The sequence below is a fragment of the Limnovirga soli genome (assembly GCF_013106755.1).
GTDB classification, from domain to species: domain Bacteria; phylum Bacteroidota; class Bacteroidia; order Chitinophagales; family Chitinophagaceae; genus Limnovirga; species Limnovirga soli.
Map to the genome: position 1 here is coordinate 111,053 of NZ_WHPF01000012.1, position 25,195 is coordinate 136,247.

Genomic DNA, 25,195 nt, shown 5'->3' on the forward strand with positions numbered 1-25,195 from the left:
TTTGATAGGCTCAAAAATACAGCTTACATAAAAACCCCGCTGTTTTGCGGGGTTTTTATTTTATGCATCCTTACCGTGACAGGCTTTATATTTTTTGCCACTACCACAAGGGCAGGGATCGTTACGGCCAATTTTTGGACCCACTTTTACGGGTTCCTGTTTAACGGGAGTGGGATCTAAATAATCGTTTTCGTTGGCTGCGTAATCCTGTCCGGCAGCGTCTATCTGTTCTTTGTTGGCTTTTAAGCGGCTCATGTCGGTCTTTTGCTCACGGCCTTCACGTATTTGCTGGGGTTGGCGTTCCTCAGAAGGAATATCGGCATGGCACAGAAAATTAACAATGTCTTTGTTAACACCGGCATTCATTTGTTTGAATAACATATATGCTTCGCCTTTGTAAATAACCAGCGGGTCTTTTTGTTCGTAATGGGCGGTTTGTACGCTTTGCTTTAAATCGTCCATGGCACGCAGGTGTTCTTTCCATTCATCATCTATAAGCGCCAATGTGATGGTGCGTTCCAATGCATTTACCAATTCGCCTCCATTGCTATTTAGGGTTTTATCTAAATTGGCTAAAACCTGTAAACCTTTTCTGCCGTCGCTAAATGGTACAACTACATTTTCTATATGCGCACCCTGGGCCTGGCGGATATTTTTAAATACAGGAATAACATGCTGCATAATAGCGTGTCTTCTTTGCTGGTAATTACCAAATGCTTCTGTATATAATTTATCGGCCAGTTTTTGTTCGCTTTCTTTAGTAAACTCGTCGGCAGTTATTTTGGTATCGAGGCCAAAATTTACAATTACTTCTAATCGGAAACCATCAAAATCGTTACGTTCTTTAAACGTATTTACCAGACCTTCTGCTACATCATAAAATGCATTGTCCAGGTCTAATGCCAATCTTTCGCCAAACAAAGCGTGGCTGCGCTTGGTATAAACAACTGTTCTTTGTTTGTTCATTACATCGTCGTACTCCAACAAGCGTTTACGGATGCCAAAGTTGTTTTCTTCCACTTTTTTCTGGGCACGTTCAATACTTTTGGTAATCATGCTGTGCTGTATAACTTCACCTGGTTTGTACCCTGCAAAGTCCATTACCTTGGCAATACGTTCACTGCCAAACATGCGCATTAAATCATCTTCCAGCGAAACATAGAATTGAGTAGAGCCGGGGTCGCCCTGGCGACCAGCGCGTCCACGTAACTGCCTGTCTACACGGCGGCTTTCATGCCGCTCAGTACCTATAATGGCTAAACCGCCTGCTTCTTTTACGTTGGGCCCCAGTTTAATATCAGTACCACGACCGGCCATATTGGTGGCAATGGTAATGGCGCCTGCCAAACCTGCTTCTGCAACTACCTGTGCTTCACGGGCATGTTGTTTGGCGTTTAATACATTGTGCGGTATTTGTTTTTGCTTTAGCATACGGCTAAGCAATTCACTTACTTCAACCGAGGTAGTACCTACCAGTACAGGTCGGCCTGCATTGCGTAGTTCTTCTATTTTATCAATTACTGCACCGTATTTTTCACGTTTGGTTTTATATACCAGGTCGTGCTCATCGTTTCTGATGGCTTTTACATTGGTTGGAACGGTAACAACATCTAATTTATAAATACTCCAAAACTCTGCAGCTTCTGTTTCAGCTGTACCCGTCATACCACATAGCTTGTGATACATACGGAAATAGTTTTGTAAGGTAACAGTAGCATAGGTTTGGGTGGTAGCTTCAATTTTTACATTCTCTTTAGCTTCCAAAGCCTGGTGTAAGCCATCACTGTAACGGCGGCCATCTAATATACGGCCTGTTTGTTCGTCTACAATTTTAACGCCGCCATCCATTACTACATATTCTACATCTTTATCAAATAGGGTATAAGCCTTTAAAAGTTGTTGAACTGTATGTATACGATCTGTTTTGGTAGCATATTCGTTTAAAATAGCTTCTTTACGTTTTATTTTTTCCTCAGCAGGAGATACTGCATCATTATCCACCAATGCAAGGTCTACGCCAATATCGGGGATAATAAAGAAATTAGGATCTTCTCCGGCACGGGTAATAAGTTGAATACCTTTATCGGTTAATTCAACAGAGTTATTTTTTTCATCGATGTAGAAGTATAATTCCTCATCTACTTTTGGCATTTCTTTTTGCTGATCGGCCAGATAATAATTCTCTGACTTCTGCATTTTCTGCCTTACACCAGGCTCACTTAAAAATTTAATTAATGCACTGTTTTTGGGTAAGCCACGGTGTGAGCGGTATAAAGCAAGTCCGCCATCTTTAGGATCATCATTTCCCTCGGCAATTTTTTTGCGGGCCTCGTTTAAAAACTGGTTGGTTGCTCTTTTTTGGGCTTCTACCAGTTTTTCAATTCTTGGTTTAAGATCAAAAAATTGCTGAGTATTATCGCTATGGCCAATAGGGCCCGAAATAATCAGCGGTGTACGTGCATCATCAATTAATACAGAGTCAACCTCATCCACCATGGCAAAATGGTGTTTGCGTTGTACCATTTCATCTGGTGTGTGTACCATGTTATCACGCAAATAGTCAAAACCAAATTCATTATTGGTACCATAAGTAATATCTGCCATATAAGCTGCCCTGCGTTGTGCACTATTGGGGGTATGCTTATCAATACAGTCAACTGTTAATCCAAGCCATTCAAATATAGGTCCGTTCCACTCAGAGTCACGACGGGCCAGGTAATCATTTACCGTAACTATATGTACTCCTTCGCCGGGTAAAGCGTTTAGGTATGCAGGTAAAGTAGATACCAGTGTTTTACCTTCACCGGTGGCCATTTCTGCAATTTTACCCTGGTGTAGTACACTACCACCAATTAACTGTACATCGTAGTGTACCATGTTCCAGGTTACTTTTCCACCACCTGCGGTCCAGCTGTTTTGAAAAACTGAATTATCGCCATCAATAGATATATAATCTTTTTTAACACTCAGGTCCCTGTCCTGTGGGGTAGCTGTGGCCACCATTTGGATATTTTCTTTAAAGCGGCGGGCGGTTTCTTTTATAACGGCAAAAGCTTCGGGCAAAATTTGCTCTAATACTTCTTCTATCTTTTTGTTACGGTCTTTGGCCAGCAAATCTATTTCCTGGTAAATTACATCCCGCTGCTGAATCTGCTCTTCGGGCAAGGCCTCTGCAGCTTCTTTCTTTTCACTAATTATGGCATCTATTTCTTTCAGGTGCTCTTTAATTCTGGCCCTGAATTCATTTGTTTTGCCCCTGAGTGCATCGTTGCTTAACGATTGGTATTGCTGAAAAAACTGGTTTACTTTCGCTATAACCGGCTCTAACAATTTTACATCTTTTTCACTTTTATTACCTCCTAAAAGTTTGGAAATAAGCTTCAGCATGTATTATAATTGGGTATTGATAAATAATTTTTTTCTAATTCTTTCCATTTTTCAAAAACCATGCTATTCGAATTTTTTAGCCAAATTGACAGCAGTTTTATTGAAAGTGGGCAAAGGTAATCAATTTGCAATAGCCTTGTTGGGCCTTCAACCTATACAGGCTGCTTAAAGGCCAAGGTTAACTGTTTTTTAAAACCTTATTCATTTTTACGGGCTTTTTGTACCTGTTGTGATATCTTTTTGTAGCCCGGCTTTTTCTTTCTGTTCCTCTTTTCTTGCGTCGCACACTTGTACTTTCATATTGCTATTGGGCTTTTAACAGCGGGTTTACTTGCTGGTTTTGCGTGAGGGATAGCAGCGGAAAGCCCGCAGCAAACGAAGTGCAGCGAGGACTTGCAGCGAATAGCCCGACCCGAAGGGGCACGCCCGATGTAATTTTAAACCCACATTTATACCAACACATTTACTTAAAATAATTAGAGAACTTTTTTTTGGATTTGCCTTTTCAACAAATTCCCCTATTTTTGCGCCCCTGATTTAAAGATAATATGCTGATTAGGTTGTACTGCTACCCGCAGATGTAACCGGTAAGAATGAATTTCTTTAAAAGCGGATGTGGCGAAATTGGCAGACGCACTAGACTTAGGATCTAGCGCCGCAAGGCATGTGGGTTCGACCCCCTCCATCCGCACGATTCAATTATAAAAGGAACATGGAATAATGAATACCGCTTATTTATTCAAGATTCCCTGTTCCTTTTTATTATACAAGAAAAGCAAAACGCACAACAATGGCGACAGTTACAAGAGAAAATATTGGTTTGCTTAATGATAAGCTTACCGTTACAGTTGCGAAAGAGGATTACCTGCCTTCATTTGAAGCTTCACTTAAAAAATACGCTAAAAGCGCTAATATTCCGGGTTTTCGTAAGGGAATGGTGCCTGCCGGCCTTATTAAAAAAATGTATGGTCAGGGTGCTTTTGCCGATGAAGTACTGCGTACAATAGAAAAAAGCCTGACTGATTATTTACAAAAGGAACAACTGGACATTTTTGCCCAGCCACTGCCTTTGGAAACCGATAGCAGCAAAATTGATATGAACAATGCAACAGATTATTCTTTTGCATTTGAAGTAGGATTAAGACCTGCCTTTGAAGTGGATTTGGCTGGTATAAAAGTTACCCGTTTTGTTATTGATGTTACCGATGCAATGATTGAAGAAGAGGTAAACCGCTTACAAATACGCAATGGTAATATGACTGAGCCTGAAGCAGTAAGCACTGATGAAGACGTATTAAATGTGGAATTTACAGAAACAGATGCAGCAGGTGTTGTAGTAGAAGGTGGAATTACCAAAGCCAATTCTTTATTGGTAAAATATTTTAACGAAGCTACCCGCCCGGGTTTAATGGGTAAAAAGAAAGACGACACCATTCAAATACAACTGGCTACAGCCTTTGACGAAAAAGAACGAGAATGGATTATAAGCGATCTTGGTTTAGATAAAAACGAAGCTGGTGTTGCAGATAAATACTTTACACTAACCATTACTAAAGTTGGGCTGGTAGAAAAAGCTGAACTAAATGCTGAATTCTACGAAAAAGTTTATACCGGCCGCAATATTGCTACCGAAGAAGATTTTAGAAATGAAGTAAAAGCGGAAATTGAAGCTTATTACAAAAGCCAGAGCAGTAACCAGCTGCAAGACCAGATTTATCATCACCTTACCGATCATATTAGCATGGAATTTCCTCAGGGCTTCCTGAAAAGATGGTTGCAGAATGGCGATGAGAAAAGAAAAACTGCCGAAGAGGCAGAAGCAGAATATCCTGCTTTCGAAAGCCAGTTAAAATGGTCCTTAATTAGCAGCAAGCTTATTAATGAAAATAATATTACTGCAGAACCATCAGAAATAATGGATTTTGCTCGCCAGCAAATTATGGGTTATATGGGTGGCCAGGGTATGGGTGCAGAAGCTGCCCCATGGATGGACGAATATGTAAACCGCATGATGAAAGACAAGAAATTTGTAGAAGAAACCTATATCCGTGTACAAACGGGTAAACTGTTTGCCTTTATGGAAACACAGGTAACTCCTACCGAGGAAAGCATTAGTGCAGAAGCATTTGCTGAAAAAGTGCACAACCACCACCACTAAAAAAGCTTTTATAATAAACAAAACCGGATGTAACTATACATCCGGTTTTTTATTTCAATACAAACAGCGAACTTCGGGCAACAAATACTTACTATGGAAGAACTCATTAAACGCCTTACTGCACAAGGCCTAACCGAAGAGCAGGCCTATAAAGCTATTGATGTTATAAAGGAATTTGCTAAGGAGAAGTTCCCCATTTTTGGCGGGGCCATCAATAAATTATTTGATAAATACGGCCCAAAAGACGAAGATGACTTTTTGCATTAATTGTCTTTTTTACCATAATTATTACAGCTAACTGCCCTTTTGTCGCATTAAACTGTTTGCATGGTATTTGGTTATAGTACACAATAAATTATCAAAACGCTTATCTTCAATCAAGAAAATATAAGATTATGAACTTTGGAAAGGAATTTGAAAAATACGCTGTAAAACACCGGGGTATCAGCAGCAATACACTCGATGGTTATCTTAAGCATAATGTTACCAACCTAACGCCATACATTATAGAAGAACGCCCTTTAAACGTTGCCAGCATGGACGTTTTTAGCCGTTTAATGATGGATAGAATTATATTTTTGGGAGAACCTATAGATGATTATGTGGCCAATATTGTAACCGCCCAGTTATTGTTCTTAGACAGTACAGACAGGGTTAGAGATATTCAAATGTACATCAATAGCCCGGGTGGCAGTGTTTATGCAGGCTTAGGCATTTACGATACTATGCAATTTGTAAGTCCCGATGTTTCTACCATTTGCACCGGTATTGCAGCCAGTATGGGCGCCATATTAATGTGTGCCGGCGTAAAAGGCAAACGCAGTGCCTTAAAACATAGCCGCATAATGTTGCACCAGCCAAGCGGCGGTATTGGTGGCCAGGCTACTGATATTGAAATCACTGCAAGAGAAATCAAAAAAATAAAACACGAACTGTACGATATCATTTCTTACCATACCGGCCAGGAGGTAGAGAAAGTTGCTGCCGATTGCGACCGCGATTTTTGGATGACTTCAACCGAAAGTAAAGAATATGGTTTGGTAGATGAAGTGTTGCTTATAAATCCCAGAAAAGAAAAAAAGCAATAAATCGCTAAAGTTTAAGGCAATAGTGGTGTAACCAGCAATTGCAAGTATGGCATCGCCGCTTGTGTCACTCACTTGTACGTTCGGTTTTCATAGCGGCAAAAACAAAAACAATAGTAAAGTCAAACTTATATAACATGCAGGCAAAATACATAGTGCATCCTTTTAGAATGGATGATGAAGAAGAAGAACCGGCTAAAGAAGAAAAGCAGGAACAAAGCCCGTTTTTGATGAAAAAAATGGAACAGCTATTTCTTGAAAAAAGAGCTGTTTATTTATGGGGCGTGGTAGACGATAAATCTGCCCGTGAAGTGGTAAGCAAATTATTACTGTTAGATGCAGATAAACCAGGGGAAGAAATAAAATTCTATATCAACAGTCCGGGTGGTATGGTAACCAGCGGCATGGTAATGTACGATGCTATTAAACTCATCAAATCACCAGTAAGTACCATTTGTATGGGGCTTGCGGCCAGTATGGGTTCCATCTTATTAAGTGCGGGTGTAAAAGGCAAACGCTATATTTTCCCCCATGGCGAGGTGATGATACACCAGCCAAGTTTGGGTGGCCAGTACAGGGCTACTTCTGCCGATATAGAAATTCAGGCCAATCAAATGCGCAAAACAAAAGAATTGGGTGCAAAAATACTGGCAGATAATTGCGGTAAAACCGTTGAGCAAATTATGAAGGATTTTGACCGCGATTACTGGATGGATGCAAACGAATCAGTGGCATATGGTATTGTAGACCATGTGTTGGAAGCATTATAGGGTAAAAAGCCAATTAAAAAATAAACTAAAACCACTGCCCTGCGGTGGTTTTAGTACTTTTGCATAAAACCAATATCCGGTAAGTACCGAATAAAACTCCTAAAAATGGCAAAACAAACAAATCTGCATTGCTCCTTTTGCGGCCGTAGCCGCGACGAAGTAAAAATATTAATAGCCGGGCAGGAAGGGCATATTTGCGAAAACTGTGTAGAGCATGCCCAGGAAATTATTGTGCAGGAATTACAACAAAGAACAGAAACGCAAACCACGCAATACAAATTCAACATTCGTAAACCTGTTGAGATTAAAGAATTTATAGACCAATATGTTATTGGCCAGGATGACGCCAAAAAAATATTATCTGTTGCTGTATATAACCACTATAAAAGAATTACCCAAAAGCAAAGCAATGATGAGGTTGAAATAGACAAGAGTAATATTATAATGGTAGGCGAAACCGGTACCGGTAAAACCTTATTGGCCAAAACCATAGCCCGCCTGTTAAATGTGCCATTTGCTATTGTAGATGCAACTGTTTTTACCGAAGCAGGTTATGTGGGCGAAGATGTGGAAAGTATGCTTACCCGTTTACTGCAGGTTTGTAACTATGATGTTGCAGCCGCTGAAAAGGGCATTGTTTATATTGATGAGTTGGATAAAATTGCACGCAAAGGCGATAACCCATCCATTACAAGGGATGTTAGTGGTGAAGGTGTACAACAAGGCTTGCTAAAAATGCTGGAAGGTACAGAGGTATTAGTGCCACCTCAAGGTGGACGTAAGCACCCTGAGCAAAAAATGATAAAACTAAACACCAGCAATATATTGTTTATATGTGGTGGGGCATTTGATGGTATTGACAAAGTGATTGCACGCCGTATTAATACCAATGCAATTGGTTTTAATGTAAACAAAATAGAGCAGGAAGCACAGCGTACCAATCTATTGCAGTTTGTAACAGCACAGGATTTAAAGAGCTTTGGTCTAATACCAGAATTGCTTGGCCGTTTGCCTGTGGTTACCCATTTAGATCCGCTGGACGCAAAAACATTAAGAGCCATTTTAACGCAGCCAAAAAATAGTTTAATAAAACAGTTTACCCGTTTATTTAGTTACGAGGGTATTGATATTACCATTGATGATGCCGTTTTGGATTTTATGGTAGAAAAAGCTTTGGAATATAAACTGGGAGCACGTGGTTTAAGAACCATTTGCGAAAGTATTTTAACCGATGCTATGTACGAATTGCCAGGTACCGATGTTAAAAAACTGGATGTAACACTGGAATACGCGATGGAAAAAATTGGTAACAGTAAATTGAATATGCTTAAAGTAGCATAACCATATTATACTTGTAAAAAAGGGCAATGGAAACTATTTCATTGCCCTTTTTTTATTGGGGTAGCTATTCAGGCTGTTTGTTGCATATAGTTATGCTGTACAAGAGTGCGACGCAAGAGAAGTTGCTGTTTGATTTGAAGCATGGTAAATAAAATGCACAATTAGTATTAATACTGGATATTATTAAATTGAAAGCAATTGCTATTGTAGGTTTTTCTGCAGATTAAGGTTCTATTTTTACATATCCAACTATTAATGCTCAATTGTATGAATAAGCTTATTAGAATAACGCCTCTTTGCATAATAGCTCTAATGACCTTGCATGTTAATGCACAAAAAACTTATAAAGTACTTACAGTGCCGGGTGTAAACGCTTATACACATATTGATAAAAATGGTGAAACCGTATTGGCCAGCGGCCGTTTTGTAACACCCGCAGGCCAAACTATACAAATTACCAACGACCCTTTTGGAATGGCTGTTTCGCCAGATAGTAATACTACCGTAACCCTGCATAATGGGGTATTTACCATTATTAATAATGCAACACTTAGCACTACCAGAGTGCCAAGCTATGATGGTAAAATTCCTTCGCCATTATCCAAGGGGTCTTTTTTGGGGGTAGCATTTTCGCCTGATTCTAAAACTGTTTATTTAAGTGGGGGAGATAATGGGGCAGTTATTATATACGATATCACCAGCCTAAAGAAGTTGGATTCTATTTCACTAAATGGTAAAATTGATACTACTGATTTTGAAGACAGTTTTACTTCGGATTTGGTATTGAATGAAAATAACCATGAATTACTGGTATTAGACCGTGGTAATTATAGGATGGTGCGAATTGACCTTGCCAGCAGAAAAATTTCCGCTTCTGTACCAACAGGGCGCTTGCCATTTGGTTTGGCCTTAAGCCCCGATCACAAGATGGCTTTTGTAGCGAATGTTGGTATGTATGCATACCCCCTGTTGCCTGATTTAACTCCAACAAATTATGATAGTTTGCTGCTTCCATATCATCCCTATGGCGATAATACTAAGGAGTCAATAAACGGTTATACCCTTAATGGAAGGGTAATACCCGGCGTTGGTAGTCCTTTGGCACCCGAAGCGATGAGTGTTTATGCTATTGATCTTACCACCAATACCGTAGTTGATAAATATAAACCCGGGCACCAAATTGGACAGATGGTGGAGGATGCTGAAGTGGTTGGTGGCGCAAGCCCCAATTCTATTGCGGTAGGAAGCCGCTATGCATATGTAACTAATGCTACCAATGATAATATTTCAGTAATAGATTATAAAAATCATCTTATTGTTGATCATATTCAAATAAAAGCAGATAGTCTTATTGACCATTACCGTGGATTATTGCCTTTTGGTATTTGCCTTAGTAAAGATGAGAAAACCCTATACGTGGCTTTGCTGGGCTTTAATGCAATTGCAGTAATAGATGTAGACACTAAGGAAACCAAAGGCTTAATACCTGCTGGTTGGGGCCCTGCAAGGGTGCAGTTAAGTAAAGATGAAAGTATTTTGTATGCCATCTCCTGCAGGGGCTATGGCGCCGGCCCCAATGGCGGTAAAAATTTTAAGAAACCGGTACAGGGTACCTACATAGGTGATATTCAATTGGGGTCTTTCCAAAAAATACCAATGCCCGATAGCCAGCAACTGGCTGCCTATACCAAACAGGCCCTAAATAATACTTTTGTACAGGCTAGTATAAAAGATGATATAAAAAATCCTATGCCTGTTTTGCCTGGAGTTAGAAATACACCAATCAAATACGTTGTATACATAACTAAAGAAAACAGAACCTATGATGAAATGCTGGGCCAACTCGCTTCCGGTAAGGGCGATGCCACACTGGCACGTTTTGGTATGAATGTAAATATTGTTAAAGGCAAAGACACATTGAAGCATGTAAATATTACTCCCAACCATACAAAGGCAGCTAAACAATTTGCATTTTCAGATAATTTTTATTGCGATAGCGATGCCTCCATTCATGGTCATCACTGGATGATGGGCGTAATACCCAACGAATGGGTAGAAACCAATTCCAGCGTAAGTAAAACTGCCATGCTGTTTTCAAAAGCACCTGGCAGAAGATTTCCTGGTTCTACGGGTAGTATGGATCCTGAAGACTATGCTGAGCGTGGTGGTTTATGGGAGGCGCTGGAACGTAGCAATGTTTCTTTTTACAATTTTGGAGAAGCCAACGAAACAGCCCATAACCGGGAGGAATGGATGGATACTGCAACCGGCGCCGGACATGGTGTTATGGAACCGATGCAAAAAGCACTATGGGGCAGAACAAGCCACAATTATGCAGGCTTTAATATGGATATCCCGGACCAGTTTAGGATGGAGCAGTTTGAAAGCGAGTTTACCAAAATGTGGTTAAAGGGCAAGGAGCTACTACCGCAATTAATTACCATGCAGGTGCCAAACGATCATACTTCAGACCCCAGGCCACAGGATGGATACCCTTTTACGCACTCCTATGTGGCCGATAATGATATAGCCGTTGGTAGAATTTTACAATTTCTTTCCCGCACCCCTTACTGGAAAAATATGTTGGTTATTATTACTGAGGATGATCCTCAGGGCGGGGTAGATCATATTGATGCGCACCGCAGTTTGTTGATGATGGCTGGCCCCTATGTTAAAAAGGGCTATACTTCGCATACGCATGCCAATTTTGGTTCAATCTTAAAAACCATTTACAATATTCTGGGAGTGCCCTATGTAAATCAATACGATGCAACTGCATCGCTATTGCAGGATTTTTTTACGGATAAACCCGATTTTACACCTTATACCATGGTGCTGCCTTCGCCGTCGGTCTTTGATCCTCAGTTATCCATGAAAAAGTACGACCGTACTATTGATTGGCGTAAAATCATGAAAAAAACAGAGATGGATGATGAGAACGACATTAGGGAAAAGCACTATAATAATCAGTAATACCAATAATATTTTGCCGGCTAAAGTTTGTTTTTTGGTGTTGGCCAAACAGTTGAATTAAAGCCCGGCTTTACTTGCGTCGCACTCTTGTACGTTTAGCTAAAATGCGGCAGTAGAAAAATGGCTTGTTAATCTGCAAACATAATCCTGCTCCATTTTTCGGGCATATGGGTATCATAAATACCATGACTGCTTAATACCATGGCCGGGTGTGGTTGTACTTCTATGCCGCTTACCATTAATTTTTGAAACCTGCCTAAAAACATATTCCATATATCTCCATTTGTGGGTGGAACTGTTTTGCCGTTGGCTAATAAGTGCAAACTAATCCATGGAATGGCAATTTCCAGGCTCCAGCCTTTATCAATATCGCTATTGTTATTTAATGTGCCATCTAATTGTACTGCTGTTTCTAAGCCTGGCATATCAAAACCGGTAAAAGCCCAGCGAATGCCACGTGGGTGAGTACCATTCCAAAAGCTGGCGCCGCTGCGGTCGTAGTCGCCACCAAATGTATATGCCTGTTGCTGGTGTACGTCAAATTCAGGCGTATCAAAACGGCTGCCTTTTGTGAGGGCATCTTTCCAAATAAAAAATACTTCGTAAATGGTATTGGCAGCATTTATTTCCAGTTCGTAATAGCAATCACCGCCATCAATAAAAACTTCCAGATCGTTTTCAAGAAAAACGATGCTATCTCTTTTTGTTAAATGGGCCTCTAAAAAAGGTTCTTCGGCTTTAAAAGCAATGTATAAATGGGTATTGTTCCAAAGCAGGGCAGTTTGGGTATTATACATGCCTGCATTTCCGGTAACCATATCTACAAACCGTTCGCTCCATTTGGCATTTTGCCAAATGGCCTTATTTAAATTGCCATCAATAATAAATGTATCGGTAATTTTTTGAGCTGTGTAATCAGATTTTTGCATAGTACTGCTGTTGGAAATTGGTAAGCATTATTGGCGGTGAAATTACACATATTGTTGGGTTCTTTATTAAAGGAGAGGTTTTGAAAATAAAAGCGGTTTTGCTGGTTGGCTTTGTTTTATTTAAGTACAAATTATTCTGCGGTTGAATATTTATAGCATGAAGGGGTAATTTTTACAGCCATTAAAAGTTGTATGGTAAAACCATTCATTCAACAATATTTTTTGTAAACACAATTTTACTGTGGTACCTTCAAAAGAGCGTTAGGGATTGCAGCGGAAAGCCCGCAACGTAACGTAGTGAAGTGAGGACTTGCAGCGAAAAGCCCGACCCAAAGGGTAACGCCATAACTAGATTTTTATATATTTAAAATAAATAAATGTTTTATTAATTTAAGCAATTGGGTCAAAATTTTGGAACTGACTTTATTTTTATTAATTTGGGCGCATAGGAACTTGTTATTAAAGGAATATTTTCAAGCTTTTCTATTTATTACGAAAATTTAAAATGCGAATGGAGAATTTTTTAAGTCATTATAATTGCAGTGAAGGCATTTGGGATGAAATGTGTCATAAATCAACTATTCGTGAGCAATATAGTAAGGTGTTTCGGGCATTGGAGCAACTTAGTATAAGTGACCTGCACCAGAAAGATGCTTTGGCCAGTGAGTTATTCATGAATCAGGGTATTACGTTTACCGTGTATAGCGATAATGCGGGCATTGAAAGAATTTTTCCTTTTGATATTATACCTCGTATTATTACTTCAAAAGAATGGGATCATGTAGAAAAGGGTATAAAGCAGCGTTTAAAAGCGCTGAATATGTTTTTGAAAGATATTTATAACGATCAGCTTATTCTGAAGGATAAAGTTGTACCCGCAGCATTAATCAGCTCTTGCCCGCATTATACCCGTGAAGTGCATGGCATTCAGGTGCCACATGATATTTATGTTCACATAAGTGGTATAGACCTTATAAGAGGCGACGATGGCACTTTTTATATTTTGGAAGATAACCTTAGAACGCCTTCGGGTGTAAGTTATATGTTGGAGAACAGGGAAGTTACCAAGCGCATTTTTCCTGATATGCTGTCCACCAATAAGGTTAGAATGGTAAATAACTATCCACTGTTATTGCATGAAAACCTATTATCGTTGGCGCCGCCGCAAATTTCTAATCCATCAGTGGCTTTATTAACACCGGGTGTATTTAATTCTGCTTATTACGAACATACTTTTTTGGCCAGACAAATGGGTATTCCATTGGTAGAAGGCCGCGATTTGGTGATTGATAACCAGAAGGTATTTATGAAAACCACCAAGGGACTGGAGCAATTGCATGTTATTTACCGCCGCATAGACGATGAATTTCTTGACCCATTGGTGTTTAGACCTGATAGTGCTTTGGGCGTACCGGGTTTAATGAGTGCATACAGGAAGGGGAATGTTGCACTGGTAAATGCTGTGGGTAACGGTGTTGCCGATGACAAAGCAGTATATGCTTATGTGCCGGATATGATTAAGTATTATTTGAACGAAGAGCCTATTTTGCCCAATGTGCCTACTTATCAGTTAAGCAATAAAGACGAAAGGGAACATGTGTTTGATAATATCCGTAAAATGGTAATAAAGCGTACCAACCAATCTGGTGGATATGGAATGATTATGGGCAATACTATTGAAGAAGAAGAGTGGTTAAAAGCTAAAGTGGCAATAGAGGAAGACCCAAGAAGCTTTATTGCACAACCCATTATTTCTTTATCTACGGTGCCTTGTTTTATCGATGGTAAGTTTCAACCAAGGCACGTTGATTTAAGGCCATATGCTTTATGCGGACCGGATGGTGTTGAGATTGTTCCGGGAGGATTAACCAGAGTGGCTTTACGAGAAGGATCGTTGATAGTAAATTCATCTCAGGGGGGTGGTAGTAAAGATACCTGGGTTATAGATTAGTTTAATACGCACCAATAACATATTCACTTTATTCATTTTTACATATGCTTAGCAGAATTGCAGACTCTCTATTTTGGCTTAACCGTTATATGGAACGTGCCGACGGATTATTGCGTGTAGTGCGCACCCATTATATTTTATCTTTGGATAAGGGCATTAAAGGGAATATTACCTGGCGCCCGGTATTAGATATTTTTACCTATTGTAAAGAAGAAGAGAAAGCCGCTCTGGAAAATGATACAGACGCTACTCTACGGTTTTTATTAACTGATATAAAAAACCCCAATTCATTAAAACTTATTCTTACAAAGGCAAGAGAAAATGCCCGTGGTGTGCAGGATCATATTACCAAAGAAGTATGGGAGCAGGTGAATTATATGTATCATATGATTAACCAGCCCAATTTTGCCAGTAAACTGCAAGGTTACGAGGCCATGGAAAATATAGAGCATTTTTTAAAAAACTCTTTATTATATAGTGGTGTAACCGATACAACAATGCCAAGAGGTACAGGATGGAATTTTATGAATCTTGGCCGCCATATAGAGCGTTGTACCCAAACAGTTGACCTGGCCGAAGAAGAATTAAGTCGTATAAATTATGATATAACCACTGCCAGCGATATTATAGAATGGCGCTACCTGTTATTGTCACTGTCTGGCTATGAGCTACACTTAAAAACCTATCGCAGCAGTAACCATAGCTATAATGCCTTGCATCAGGTACTTATAAACGAGCATTTTACACGCTCGGTTATTTATTGTCTTAACCGTATTCAAAAGTATTTGCATGATATTGCAGCTGAAAACAATTCACCCGAAAATGAAGCCTTAAAAAGATTGTTTGGAAGGCTGTATAGTTCTGTAAATTATGTTGATTTTGATACCCTTAATGGTATTACTTTGCAGGAGTGGCTCGCAGAAACGCGAAAGCAATTGCTAAGTTTCAGCAATAGCCTGGCACAGAACTTTTTCTCTTATACATAATATAGCTAATGCCCATTTTTAAGATTCATCATATCACCAAATATGAATACGACAGACCGGTAAAAGAGAGTTTTAATGAAATAAAAATATATCCATTTATCTGTGCAGAACAGGAAACCCTATCGCATGAAATTGTTATTTCCAATCATCCGGAAGTATTTGTATTTACTGATTACTGGGGCAATAAAACCGGATCGTTCAACCTCTTGCCTTTGCATAGAAAATTAACAATAGAAAGTAAGTTGTTAATTAGAACTACGGCAACATCAGAATTACAAATAAATTTTCAAACTGGTTTTTTGCAATTGGCAGATGAGGTAAATAACCAGTTGCAATTATTAGAATTATCAATACCAGACAATATTATACAGCAAACTGCTATTAACGAAATAGCTGCTACAATTTGCAGCGAAGGTGATAGTGTGGCTACAGTAACAGAACGTTGTGCCGCCCATATTTTCACCTGCTTTAGTTATATAAAAGGCATTACCAATATTGAAACAACAGTAGATGAAATTCTGGAACACCGCTCAGGTGTATGTCAGGATTTTGCCCACCTTATGTTGCAAATATTAAGAACCCTGCATATCCCATCCCGGTATGTAAGTGGGTATATTTGCCCCAATAAAAATGGTTTGCGGGGCGAGGGGGCAACACACGCATGGGTAGAAGCCTATATACCCGGTTATGGCTGGGCAGGTATAGACCCCACCAACAATATATGGGTAACCAATAACCATTTAAAGCTATCGGTAGGCAAGCATTTTGCCGATTGTACGCCGGCAAAAGGTACATTTAAAGGGTTAGCCAGGCAAAAACTCTCTGTTTATGTTTCCATCGGATACGAGGATGGGCATGTGTTCGAGGAAGTAAACAATGTACAAATGGATTCTCTCTCAGCCAAGGAGCCTGCGCCAATCAGTAGCATTGATATTGATCATCAGCAACAACAACAGCAACAACAATAATTTAATCATTAGCCCGGCAAATCAAATAATAATTTAGCTTTACTTGCGTCGCACTCTTGTGCGGCAACAAGCTATGCAACAAAAATACATGGCAAACAGCATTCAATATTCAATACCAAAATGTAACAGCTATTCATGGAGAAAATAAAAGTATTACACATTACCCAATCAGTAGGCGGCGTAGAAACCTATTTAAGACAGGTAATACAAAATATAGACAGAAGCCGTTATGATCTCTCTATTGCCTCCTGCGAACCTTCGTTGGAAAAGCTATGTGCACTGCACGAAGTACCCTATTTTCATTTAAACATGTCAAGAGGGGTAAACCCATTTGTAGACCTGCAATCTATATTTAAAATCAGGGCGTTAATAAAAAAGCAACAACCACAACTGGTGCACCTGCATAGTTCAAAAGCTGGATTTGTTGGTAGGATAGGGGCAAAATTTGCAGGTTGCCCTTCATTATTTACGCCGCATGGGGTTTCTTATTTATCGTTTACCGGGTTAAAGAGAATGGTGTTTTTTATGTTAGAGCTTTTAGGTAAAAGGTTTACGCATAAAATACTGGCTATTTCCCAATCAGAAGCCAACCGATGTGTATATGAAATTGGACATAAGTCGGAAAATATTCATGTTATCCCAAATTCAATGACAATTCCTTCAGTACCTGTACTGGTTCCTGATAAGTTGGGAAATTTAGAAGGGGAAATAAAAATTGGAACCATCGGCAGGTTAACCGCCCAAAAAAACCCATTGCAATTTGTAGACATTGCTAACGGGGTAATTAAGGGTAACGAAAAAGTGCATTTTTATTTTTTAGGAGCCGGTTTTCATGAAGACATGGGTGCAGAAGTAAAGGAAAGAGTGCAATATCATGGTATTGAAAATAATTTTCATTTAATTGGTAAAGGCGATAGCATTATTGCATTGAATTTTTTAAGGCAACTGGATATTTTTTTGTTGCCCTCTATTTTTGAAGGATTACCCTATGCTTTACTGGAAGCTATGTACGAAGCTGTTCCTTGTATTGTAAGTAAGTGCGATGGCAATAATGATGTAATAGATAATAACGATAATGGTTACGCCTGCCTTGTAACTGATGAATTTGTTGCAGCCATTACCCGCCTTATTAAACAACCAGAACTCGCAAAAAGTATTGGAGAGGCAGGCAAACAATATGTAATTAACCGTCACGATATTGCCAATAATATAAAGGACTTAGAAAAAATTTATGCCGAAATCTAAAAGCATGATATATAGCGGATAATAGTAAGCGCAACTCAAATGCCCGTTTGCTGATACATGTTGCGGACGTACAAGAGTGCGACGCAAGAAAAGCTGGAAAAAGTGTTGTTGCCTGGCAAATAAATAGTACAAAAAAGCCTTCTTTAGGAAGGCTTTTTTAATAAGTTAATATTGCAGATACATCTAAAACTTTATCTCTTCCTCATTTGCATCGAAGAAATGAAATTCAGTTAAATGATAATCAGCATTTGATTTTACCTTGATGGGGACCTTTAATCTTCTTCTCCATTGCCAAACAATAGAAGAGAAAAATAATCCTTTTGTTAGGTGAGAGTAAACAATTGGATGTACTACAATTGTAAGATTTGCATGCTGATGCGTAATTAAATAATGCAGGCGTTTTTCTATTTCATCCTGCAGTAATATGGTAGATGTTACTTTACCAGTTCCGTTACATGATGGGCAAATTTCGGAGGTATTAATATTCATTTCGGGCCTCATACGCTGCCGAGTAATTTGCATAATGCCAAATTTTGAAATTGGCAATACGGCGTGTTTGGCCCTATCGGTGTGCATACAGTTTTCCATGGCTTCCTGCACTCTCTTTTTATTGTCAGGAAGTTTCATGTCTATAAAATCTACCACTATAATGCCACCAATATCTCTTAGTCTAAGCTGCCGTGCAATTTCTTCGGCCGCTTCCATATTGGTTTCAACTGCGTTTTCTTCCTGATTGTTGCTAATGCTTTTATAGCCACTGTTTACATCAATTACATGTAAAGCTTCGGTATGTTCTATAATAAGATAAGCACCACTTGGTAAATTAACTGTTTTGCCAAAAGAGGCTTTAACCTGCTTGGTTACACCATAATGGTCAAAAATAGCCGTGCCATTATTGTAATGGTTTACAATATCTTTTTTATCAGGGGCAATTTTGAGAATATAGTTAAGGGTATCGTTATAAATATTTTTATCGTTGGTGGCTATATGATTAAAATCTACCGTGAGCAAATCACGCAAGATGCTGGTAGTTTTATCTTCCTCGCTCATGATTTTAGCGGGTGCAACGGCATTTTGCAGATTTTTTTGGATATTCTTCCATGTATTGAGCAGATGAAGCATATCCTCGTGCAGTTCTGCTGTGTTTTTGCCTTCTGCCGCTGTTCGAACAATTACGCCAAAGTTTTTGAATTTTATTGATTCAACTATTTTTTGTAATCTTTTACGTTCTTCGGAGGAATGGATTTTTTTGGATACTGCAACTATATCATTGAATGGAGTAATAACCACAAACCTGCCAGGTAAAGAAATTTCACAACTTAGCCTTGGCCCTTTTGCTGCGATAGGTTCTTTTAAAATTTGAACAAGTACATTTGGTTTGCCACTTAGTACTTCGTTAATTTTTCCTGTTTTAATGATTTCCGGCTCAATCTCAAATTTTGAAAAATCGAAAGAGTTTTCTGATTTGTCATTGATACATTGCTGAGTGAATTTGAGTAGGGAACGTGCATAGGGGCTTAGATCTGTATAATGCAGAAAAGCGTCTTTTTCAAAACCAACATCAATAAAAGCTGCGTTTAAACCAGGAATGAGTTTTTTTACTTTGCCAAGATATAAATCACCTACAGCAAAATTGGCATCCGTTTTTTCATGATGCAATTCTACCAGTTTTTTATTTTCGAGCAAAGCAATTTCTACACCGGTTGATGCAGCGTTAATAATAAGTTCTTTGTTCACAAATGCAACTTTTGATTTAATACACCTGTTATAAGTGTATAAATATGATCACACAAATACAGACAAATACCGCATTGCCAATTACTAGAATAGGAAGGTAAAAGTTGCGTGCGGAAAAATTTGGCAATATGCGTAAGTAATCAATGCCGGTAAGCATTACTGCTACCGGCATTAATCATATGAGTAAAATAAATAGAATTATTTATTTTTTTTCTTATGACGATTCTTTCTCAGTCTTTTTTTGCGTTTGTGCGTTGCTATCTTATGTCTTTTTCTTTTCTTGCCACAAGGCATAGTCCAATAATTTAATTGTTAAAAAATACTGTTTATTGCAATGATTGAATTCTATTTTCAAGCTCTTGTTTCGCCTCAGGAATATTAATCATGTTTTGTACAGTTCTATACCAAAGAATAGCGTTTTGCTTATCACCTTTTCTTTCGTATGTTTCTGCCAAATTGAATAAGGCCTGCAAATTGGTAGGCTCCTGTTTTACTACTCTTTGTAGTCTTTCGATTGCCTTATCATATTGCCCACTTTTAATATCTCCCAAACCAAGCATAAGCTGGGCGTACATATTTGTGGAATCCTTATCGGCTACTTCTTTGATTTTTAGTATACCTTCCATTGGTGTACTGGAAATGTTGCCAAAAAGGAAACAAGCCCCCAATTCTACTTTAAGGGAATCACTTTCCGGATTCATTTTCAAAGCCTGTTCAAAAAGAGCTTTAGCGTTTGTGGCCATCCATACCTGAAGGGAGGGGTCACCTCCTGCCATTACCTGACCTAAAAACAAACGGGCTGCAAATGTGAGGGATTTTTCTGAATTTTCCAACTTAGCTTCTTCGCCAGTATAAAAAGCAGCTATCTCGGGATGTTTTAAACTGTCTTGCCAATACATGGCCAATTGCTTATAAACTGCAATTTGCTGTTCTTTAACATTACCTCTTACCACACTGTTTTCCAGTTGTGTTAAATAGGATAATTGTTGCGTATTTAGCGGAGATTTGGCACTGTCAATCAATGACTTGGTGGTAATTGGCTTAGTTTCACCAGTTGCCTCAGGTGTATCGGTGCTTTTAGATACAGGAGGTACTGTATTGCTAAAAAAATATAATACAGCTAATAAAATTGCAGAAGTTGCCAGTAAAATAACCTGTTGTTTTTTCACGAATAGATTTAATTATTCTGCAAATCTATTGTGTATTATTCATTTGCTTTACTTCATTTACAAATTCTTTGGAAGGCTTGAATGCAGGGATGAAATGTTCGGGAATGTTAACAGCCACATTTTTTTTAATATTTCTACCAATTTTTGCTGCTCTTTTTTTGGTGATAAAGCTTCCAAATCCACGTATGTAGATGTTTTCACCTTTTGAAATATTCTCTTTAATTTCTTTAATTAATGTTTCTACAGTTACAAGTACATCAACTTTTGGAATTCCAGTTTTATCGGAAATGTTGTTGATAAGATCGGATTTTCTCATAAAGGGCTTATTTACTTTATTCTAAGGTTTGATTTATCTAAAGTAGAAAAAATAGAGTTGTAAAAAAAAGAAATAATGATTGTTTATTTTTCTACTCAGTTGTTATGTTTATATTTTTTAAATAAATGTTTTATAAAGTCAGCATAAATATTTCTGAAAATCCAATAAAAAAGTACTTATTGCATTGGATTAAATATTTAATTCAGCGAAAAGATAATAAGTTATCACTATTTATGGATATTAATTTTTTTTATTAATTAATTAAATTGAGATAAAATATTGTTCTTTTTTAATGACTATTCCTTTTTACCGGCTTATTTAAATTGCTGTTGATCATAATTCCTGATTAGAAAGCAATTTACGGCAGTATAAATAATATATATATCTAATAGTAATCATATGATTCGCGACAAAAGCTTTACAAGCATTCTTATGCAATGGGACAAAAATGAGAATCATAGGAAAATGCCATGGAAGGGGGAAAAGGATCCTTATAAGGTTTGGGTTAGTGAAATTATTTTGCAACAAACCAGGGTAGAACAGGGATGGATGTATTATGAGCGGTTTTTGATCCAATTTCCAGATTTGATTTCTCTGGCCAAAGCTAAAGATGATGATGTATTTAAACTTTGGGAGGGTCTGGGTTACTATTCAAGATGTAAAAACCTTATACACACAGCGAGGTATATTTATGATAATTATGAAGGTAAGTTTCCAGAAAATTATGAGGATATTCTATCGTTAAAAGGCATTGGGCCCTATACAGCTGCAGCAATTGTGTCTTTTTGTTTTAATAAACCCTATGCCGTGCTGGATGGAAATGTATTTAGGGTATTATCGAGAATTTCGGGAAATAGTATCCCGATAGATAGTGCTGAAGGTAAAATATGGTATACAAAGTTGGCTGATAAGCTTTTGGACAAGATATTGCCCGGGAAATACAATCAGGCAATAATGGATTTCGGTGCAACAATTTGTAAGCCAATGCTGCCTTTGTGTGCTGCTTGCCCTGCCAATAATATTTGCGTGGCTTATGATAAAACAATGGTAAACATCCTGCCGGTTAAGGAAAAAGTATTAAAAAAGCGCATAAGATGGTTTAGTTATTTTATTATAAAAGCAGAAGGAAAGGTTTTGGTACGAAAAAGAACTGAAAATGATATCTGGCAAAACCTTTTTGAATATTTTTTAATTGAAACTCCGGCAAATCCCGAATGGGATTTTTCCGCCATTAGCACACTATTTAAAACACAATTAGGAATTAACCACCTAACAATATCGAATATTTCGGTTGCAAAACCACAACAGCTAACCCATCAACTTATAAAGGGGTATTTTGTTCACCTTGAGTTTTCCAGTATGCCAGAGGTATTGAAAAGCAAAAATGCCATGTGGTTAACAGATACCGCTGTGAGTAATTTGCCTTTTCCAAAGTTCATAAACGAGTATTTCTCCTCACCAAAATCACCACCTGCACTTTTTTAAGTTTATCATTTATTTACAAAGTTTTTGTATAATTTAGAAAAGAATTTGGAGAATCAATTTTTTGCAGCAAAAAAATAAGTTCTATGAGAGGTGTAAACAGAGTAATGTTGATTGGCAACCTAGGCAAAGATCCGGATGTGCAATATCTCGAAGGTAATATTGCCGTTGCTAAATTCCCATTGGCTACAACAGAAACATATAAGGACAGGGCTGGCAAATTAATTTCTCAAACTGAATGGCACACCGTGGTTTTATGGCGTGGCCTTGCCGAATTGGCACAGAAATACCTCCATAAAGGAAGCCTGATTTACGTTGAGGGCCGATTAAGAACCCGCAGTTGGGATGACAGAGATGGTAATAAAAAGTTTGCTACAGAGATAGTTGGTGATAATTTAATCATGTTAGATAAACGAAATGACGGCATTGGTAGTGGTTTTCATGGTAACATTCCACATCAATCTGACGGTACCGATCCATTTCTAAATACAGACTTGCCGCCATTGCCTGGCGATGAACCTACAGAAGGTTTACCTTTTTAAATCACTGTTTTCCATATTTTTGTATTGATTAAACGGGCACAACCCTTTAATCAATGGTATTTTCACCAAAATTTATTCATTTGGAAACTGTTTTATCGTATCCCTTTTTATTCTTTAAAACTGCCTATCTGGGTAATATTGTAGACCCGCAGAGCACCACCATTTTAGTAATTTTATTGCTAATACTGATGGTTTTATCCTTTGTTGCAGCGGGCGCAGAGGTGGCATTTTTCTCCCTTACAAGCAAAGATATCAATCTGCTTAAAACCAAGCCACAGGCCTCTTATAAGCGTGTTGTTAATTTATTGGAAGACCCAAAACTATTGCTCGCTACGCTAACCATTGCAAATAGTTTTTCAAATATTGGCATCATTATAATTGGTAATATTTTACTTGATGGTTCTACACAATTGGCAAAGTTTGATTTGCAATGGGTTGAGTTTATTCTCAAAGTGATTATTGTAGCATTTATTTTAATTCTGCTTTGCGAAATACTGCCTAAAATATTTGCCCGACAGAATAATGTGCGTTTTGCAAAGGATTTTGGTGGCGTTATTGAAGCACTGTTTTATATTTTTAAAAGAATTGGTTCCTGGCTGGTAAATAATACAGATGTTATTGAAAAACGATTCTCTGATAAAACCGGGCACTCTAACCGTATAGATGAAATGTACGACGATGACGGAACGACTACAGATGATGAAAATGCAACCAAAGAAAAGGATATTTTAAAAGGTATTGCCAAGTTTAGCAACATAACAGTTAAGCAGATTATGAAAACCAGGTTGGATGTAAGTGGTATTGATAAAAAAACATCCTTTGAGCAACTGGTTAAGCAAATAGAGGAATTGCATTACAGCCGATTACCTGTTTTTAATGATGATCTTGACGAAGTGGTGGGAATAATTCAAACCAAAGATGTACTTCCTTTTTTGGAAAGTGCGCCTGATTTTGATTGGTTGCCACTGATGCGGCAACCTTACTTTGTTCATGAAAATAAATTGATTGAGGATTTATTGAAAGAATTTCAGGCTAAACGTATTCACTTTGCGATTGTAGTTGATGAATTTGGCGGAACCAGTGGTATTGTTACCCTGGAAGATATTATGGAAGAAATTATTGGTGATATAAGAGATGAATTTGATGAAGAGGAAACTGGTTTTAAAAAGGTAGACGACAATAATTATATTTTTGAGGGGCGCACTTCAATAAATGATACCTGTAAAATAATGGAACTGCCTATTGAAACCTTTGATACCGTTAAAGGGGAAAGCGATACACTTGCCGGACTGGTACTTGAAATTGCCGGAGAAATTCCGGAAGTGAACCAAATAATTTCTTTGGGCGATTTTGATTTTACTGTATTGGAAATACAAAAAAACAGGTTGGAAAAAATAAAAGTAACAATTAAACCACATCAGGAATAATAAACTTGATTGCATATCGTTTCATAAGCACTTCTTTAATTCTTCATGAAAAAAAATATTCTGCTTTCTTTTTTGTTACTCATGTTACTTGGCTTAAGCAATGGCTGTAACAGTTCTTATGTGCCAAAGCCAACGGGATATTTTAAAATTGAATTTCCGCAAAAGAACTATACAACATTTAACGAGCCCGGTTTTCCATATACATTTGAATATCCGCAATATGCGGTTGTAAAAAGAGATAGTAGTTTCTTTGGAGACAATACAGAGAACCCATGGTGGATTAATATTGAATTCCCTCAGTTTAATGGTAGAATTTATATCAGCTATAAAATAATCGGAACCTATAAGTTGGAAAAACTATTAAGCGATGCTTTTAATCTCACCAATAAACAATCTGTAAAAGCTACTTATATAAGCGATTCATTGATTGAAACGCCCAATAATATACATGGAATGTTTTTCAAAGTATCGGGCAATGTAGCTACCGCTAATCAGTTTTTTCTTACCGATTCTGTCCGCCATTTTTTGCGTGGTGCTTTATATTTTGATGCCACACCAAATCAGGATTCTTTGCAACCGGTAAACGATTTTCTGGTGGCAGATATGCGCCACCTGATTAATACCTTTCAATGGAAATAGCAGCAGGCAATTACGCCTAATTTTTTAGTAATTCTTTTGTTGCCATGAAAACTGAACCTTGAACCGAGCGTGGCAAGAAAAGCTGCATTA

The 25,195-nt window shown here is 38.1% G+C and carries 19 protein-coding genes and 1 tRNA gene; 15 read left to right on the forward strand and 5 right to left on the reverse strand.

Annotation, left to right across the window (positions count from 1 at the left end):
* Positions 1-60 precede the first annotated feature (60 nt).
* On the reverse strand, positions 61-3,387 hold the full coding sequence (secA, locus tag GD597_RS16570; RefSeq protein WP_171609013.1) for a preprotein translocase subunit SecA: 3,327 nt from the start codon (positions 3,385-3,387) through the stop codon (positions 61-63).
* A 609-nt stretch (positions 3,388-3,996) separates the two neighbouring features.
* Between secA and GD597_RS16575 the strand changes: the two genes are divergently transcribed.
* The 7 genes from GD597_RS16575 to GD597_RS16605 all read left to right on the forward strand — a co-directional run bounded on the left by GD597_RS16575 (position 3,997) and on the right by GD597_RS16605 (position 11,714).
* Positions 3,997-4,078: transfer RNA gene (locus tag GD597_RS16575), tRNA-Leu, on the forward strand.
* A gap of 99 nt (positions 4,079-4,177) precedes the next feature.
* Positions 4,178-5,545, forward strand: a complete 1,368-nt coding sequence (gene tig / locus GD597_RS16580) for a trigger factor (protein WP_171609014.1) — start codon at positions 4,178-4,180, stop codon at positions 5,543-5,545.
* A gap of 93 nt (positions 5,546-5,638) precedes the next feature.
* Positions 5,639-5,812 (forward strand): hypothetical protein, encoded by a 174-nt coding sequence (locus GD597_RS16585; RefSeq protein ID WP_171609015.1) that lies wholly within the window; start codon positions 5,639-5,641, stop codon positions 5,810-5,812.
* Positions 5,813-5,940: 128 nt separating this feature from the next.
* Positions 5,941-6,633 (forward strand): ATP-dependent Clp protease proteolytic subunit, encoded by a 693-nt coding sequence (locus tag GD597_RS16590; protein ID WP_171609016.1) that lies wholly within the window; start codon positions 5,941-5,943, stop codon positions 6,631-6,633.
* Positions 6,634-6,767: 134 nt separating this feature from the next.
* Positions 6,768-7,400, forward strand: a complete 633-nt coding sequence (locus GD597_RS16595) for a ClpP family protease (RefSeq protein WP_171609017.1) — start codon at positions 6,768-6,770, stop codon at positions 7,398-7,400.
* A 105-nt stretch (positions 7,401-7,505) separates the two neighbouring features.
* Entirely contained in the window at positions 7,506-8,741 is a 1,236-nt protein-coding gene (gene clpX, locus GD597_RS16600) for an ATP-dependent Clp protease ATP-binding subunit ClpX (protein WP_171609018.1), read from the forward strand.
* Between the two features lie 312 nt (positions 8,742-9,053).
* Positions 9,054-11,714 carry a YncE family protein gene (locus tag GD597_RS16605; RefSeq protein WP_235954336.1) on the forward strand — a complete coding sequence of 887 codons (2,661 nt, stop codon included), beginning with the start codon at positions 9,054-9,056 and terminating at the stop codon, positions 11,712-11,714.
* A 128-nt stretch (positions 11,715-11,842) separates the two neighbouring features.
* Here GD597_RS16605 and GD597_RS16610 read toward each other — a convergent pair whose 3' ends face one another.
* Positions 11,843-12,643: a carbohydrate-binding family 9-like protein gene (locus tag GD597_RS16610; RefSeq protein ID WP_171609020.1), complete on the reverse strand. Its 801-nt coding sequence runs from the start codon at positions 12,641-12,643 to the stop codon at positions 11,843-11,845.
* Between the two features lie 511 nt (positions 12,644-13,154).
* Between GD597_RS16610 and GD597_RS16615 the strand changes: the two genes are divergently transcribed.
* From GD597_RS16615 to GD597_RS16630, 4 genes are all read left to right on the forward strand, one after another.
* Complete coding sequence (locus GD597_RS16615) at positions 13,155-14,594, forward strand: circularly permuted type 2 ATP-grasp protein (RefSeq protein ID WP_235954338.1); 1,440 nt, start codon at positions 13,155-13,157, stop codon at positions 14,592-14,594.
* Positions 14,595-14,638: 44 nt separating this feature from the next.
* Entirely contained in the window at positions 14,639-15,580 is a 942-nt protein-coding gene (locus GD597_RS16620) for an alpha-E domain-containing protein (protein ID WP_171609022.1), read from the forward strand.
* An 8-nt stretch (positions 15,581-15,588) separates the two neighbouring features.
* Positions 15,589-16,548, forward strand: a complete 960-nt coding sequence (locus tag GD597_RS16625) for a transglutaminase family protein (RefSeq protein ID WP_171609023.1) — start codon at positions 15,589-15,591, stop codon at positions 16,546-16,548.
* A gap of 135 nt (positions 16,549-16,683) precedes the next feature.
* The gene (locus tag GD597_RS16630) at positions 16,684-17,793 is read left to right on the forward strand and encodes a glycosyltransferase (RefSeq protein ID WP_171609024.1); all 1,110 of its coding nucleotides are present in this window, start codon (positions 16,684-16,686) and stop codon (positions 17,791-17,793) included.
* Between the two features lie 183 nt (positions 17,794-17,976).
* On the opposite strand, the gene GD597_RS16635 is transcribed toward GD597_RS16630, so the two are convergent.
* From GD597_RS16635 to GD597_RS16645, 3 genes are all read right to left on the reverse strand, one after another.
* Complete coding sequence (locus tag GD597_RS16635) at positions 17,977-19,530, reverse strand: Rne/Rng family ribonuclease (protein WP_171609025.1); 1,554 nt, start codon at positions 19,528-19,530, stop codon at positions 17,977-17,979.
* Between the two features lie 326 nt (positions 19,531-19,856).
* Positions 19,857-20,699 carry a tetratricopeptide repeat protein gene (locus GD597_RS16640; RefSeq protein ID WP_317170320.1) on the reverse strand — a complete coding sequence of 281 codons (843 nt, stop codon included), beginning with the start codon at positions 20,697-20,699 and terminating at the stop codon, positions 19,857-19,859.
* 25 nt (positions 20,700-20,724) lie between these two features.
* Positions 20,725-21,015: an HU family DNA-binding protein gene (locus tag GD597_RS16645; protein WP_171609026.1), complete on the reverse strand. Its 291-nt coding sequence runs from the start codon at positions 21,013-21,015 to the stop codon at positions 20,725-20,727.
* Positions 21,016-21,414: 399 nt separating this feature from the next.
* On the opposite strand from GD597_RS16645, the gene mutY reads away from it, so the two are divergent.
* The 4 genes from mutY to gldD all read left to right on the forward strand — a co-directional run bounded on the left by mutY (position 21,415) and on the right by gldD (position 25,105).
* Complete coding sequence (gene mutY / locus GD597_RS16650; RefSeq protein ID WP_171609027.1) at positions 21,415-22,500, forward strand: A/G-specific adenine glycosylase; 1,086 nt, start codon at positions 21,415-21,417, stop codon at positions 22,498-22,500.
* A gap of 83 nt (positions 22,501-22,583) precedes the next feature.
* Entirely contained in the window at positions 22,584-23,039 is a 456-nt protein-coding gene (locus tag GD597_RS16655) for a single-stranded DNA-binding protein (RefSeq protein ID WP_171609028.1), read from the forward strand.
* Positions 23,040-23,119: 80 nt separating this feature from the next.
* Positions 23,120-24,466: a gliding motility-associated protein GldE gene (gene gldE / locus GD597_RS16660; protein WP_235954339.1), complete on the forward strand. Its 1,347-nt coding sequence runs from the start codon at positions 23,120-23,122 to the stop codon at positions 24,464-24,466.
* A 45-nt stretch (positions 24,467-24,511) separates the two neighbouring features.
* Positions 24,512-25,105 carry a gliding motility lipoprotein GldD gene (gene gldD, locus GD597_RS16665; protein WP_171609030.1) on the forward strand — a complete coding sequence of 198 codons (594 nt, stop codon included), beginning with the start codon at positions 24,512-24,514 and terminating at the stop codon, positions 25,103-25,105.
* Positions 25,106-25,195: the final 90 nt, after the last annotated feature.

Bases quoted from the DNA above. Each gene is read 5' to 3' on its own strand.
- secA (WP_171609013.1), bottom strand. From the start codon at position 3,387: ATGCTGAAGCTTATTTCCAAACTTTTAGGAGGTAATAAAAGTGAAAAA.
- tig (WP_171609014.1), top strand. From the start codon at position 4,178: ATGGCGACAGTTACAAGAGAAAATATTGGTTTGCTTAATGATAAGCTT.
- GD597_RS16585 (WP_171609015.1), top strand. From the start codon at position 5,639: ATGGAAGAACTCATTAAACGCCTTACTGCACAAGGCCTAACCGAAGAG.
- GD597_RS16590 (WP_171609016.1), top strand. From the start codon at position 5,941: ATGAACTTTGGAAAGGAATTTGAAAAATACGCTGTAAAACACCGGGGT.
- GD597_RS16595 (WP_171609017.1), top strand. From the start codon at position 6,768: ATGCAGGCAAAATACATAGTGCATCCTTTTAGAATGGATGATGAAGAA.
- clpX (WP_171609018.1), top strand. From the start codon at position 7,506: ATGGCAAAACAAACAAATCTGCATTGCTCCTTTTGCGGCCGTAGCCGC.
- GD597_RS16605 (WP_235954336.1), top strand. From the start codon at position 9,054: ATGACCTTGCATGTTAATGCACAAAAAACTTATAAAGTACTTACAGTG.
- GD597_RS16610 (WP_171609020.1), bottom strand. From the start codon at position 12,643: ATGCAAAAATCTGATTACACAGCTCAAAAAATTACCGATACATTTATT.
- GD597_RS16615 (WP_235954338.1), top strand. From the start codon at position 13,155: ATGGAGAATTTTTTAAGTCATTATAATTGCAGTGAAGGCATTTGGGAT.
- GD597_RS16620 (WP_171609022.1), top strand. From the start codon at position 14,639: ATGCTTAGCAGAATTGCAGACTCTCTATTTTGGCTTAACCGTTATATG.
- GD597_RS16625 (WP_171609023.1), top strand. From the start codon at position 15,589: ATGCCCATTTTTAAGATTCATCATATCACCAAATATGAATACGACAGA.
- GD597_RS16630 (WP_171609024.1), top strand. From the start codon at position 16,684: ATGGAGAAAATAAAAGTATTACACATTACCCAATCAGTAGGCGGCGTA.
- GD597_RS16645 (WP_171609026.1), bottom strand. From the start codon at position 21,015: ATGAGAAAATCCGATCTTATCAACAACATTTCCGATAAAACTGGAATT.
- mutY (WP_171609027.1), top strand. From the start codon at position 21,415: ATGATTCGCGACAAAAGCTTTACAAGCATTCTTATGCAATGGGACAAA.
- GD597_RS16655 (WP_171609028.1), top strand. From the start codon at position 22,584: ATGAGAGGTGTAAACAGAGTAATGTTGATTGGCAACCTAGGCAAAGAT.
- gldD (WP_171609030.1), top strand. From the start codon at position 24,512: ATGAAAAAAAATATTCTGCTTTCTTTTTTGTTACTCATGTTACTTGGC.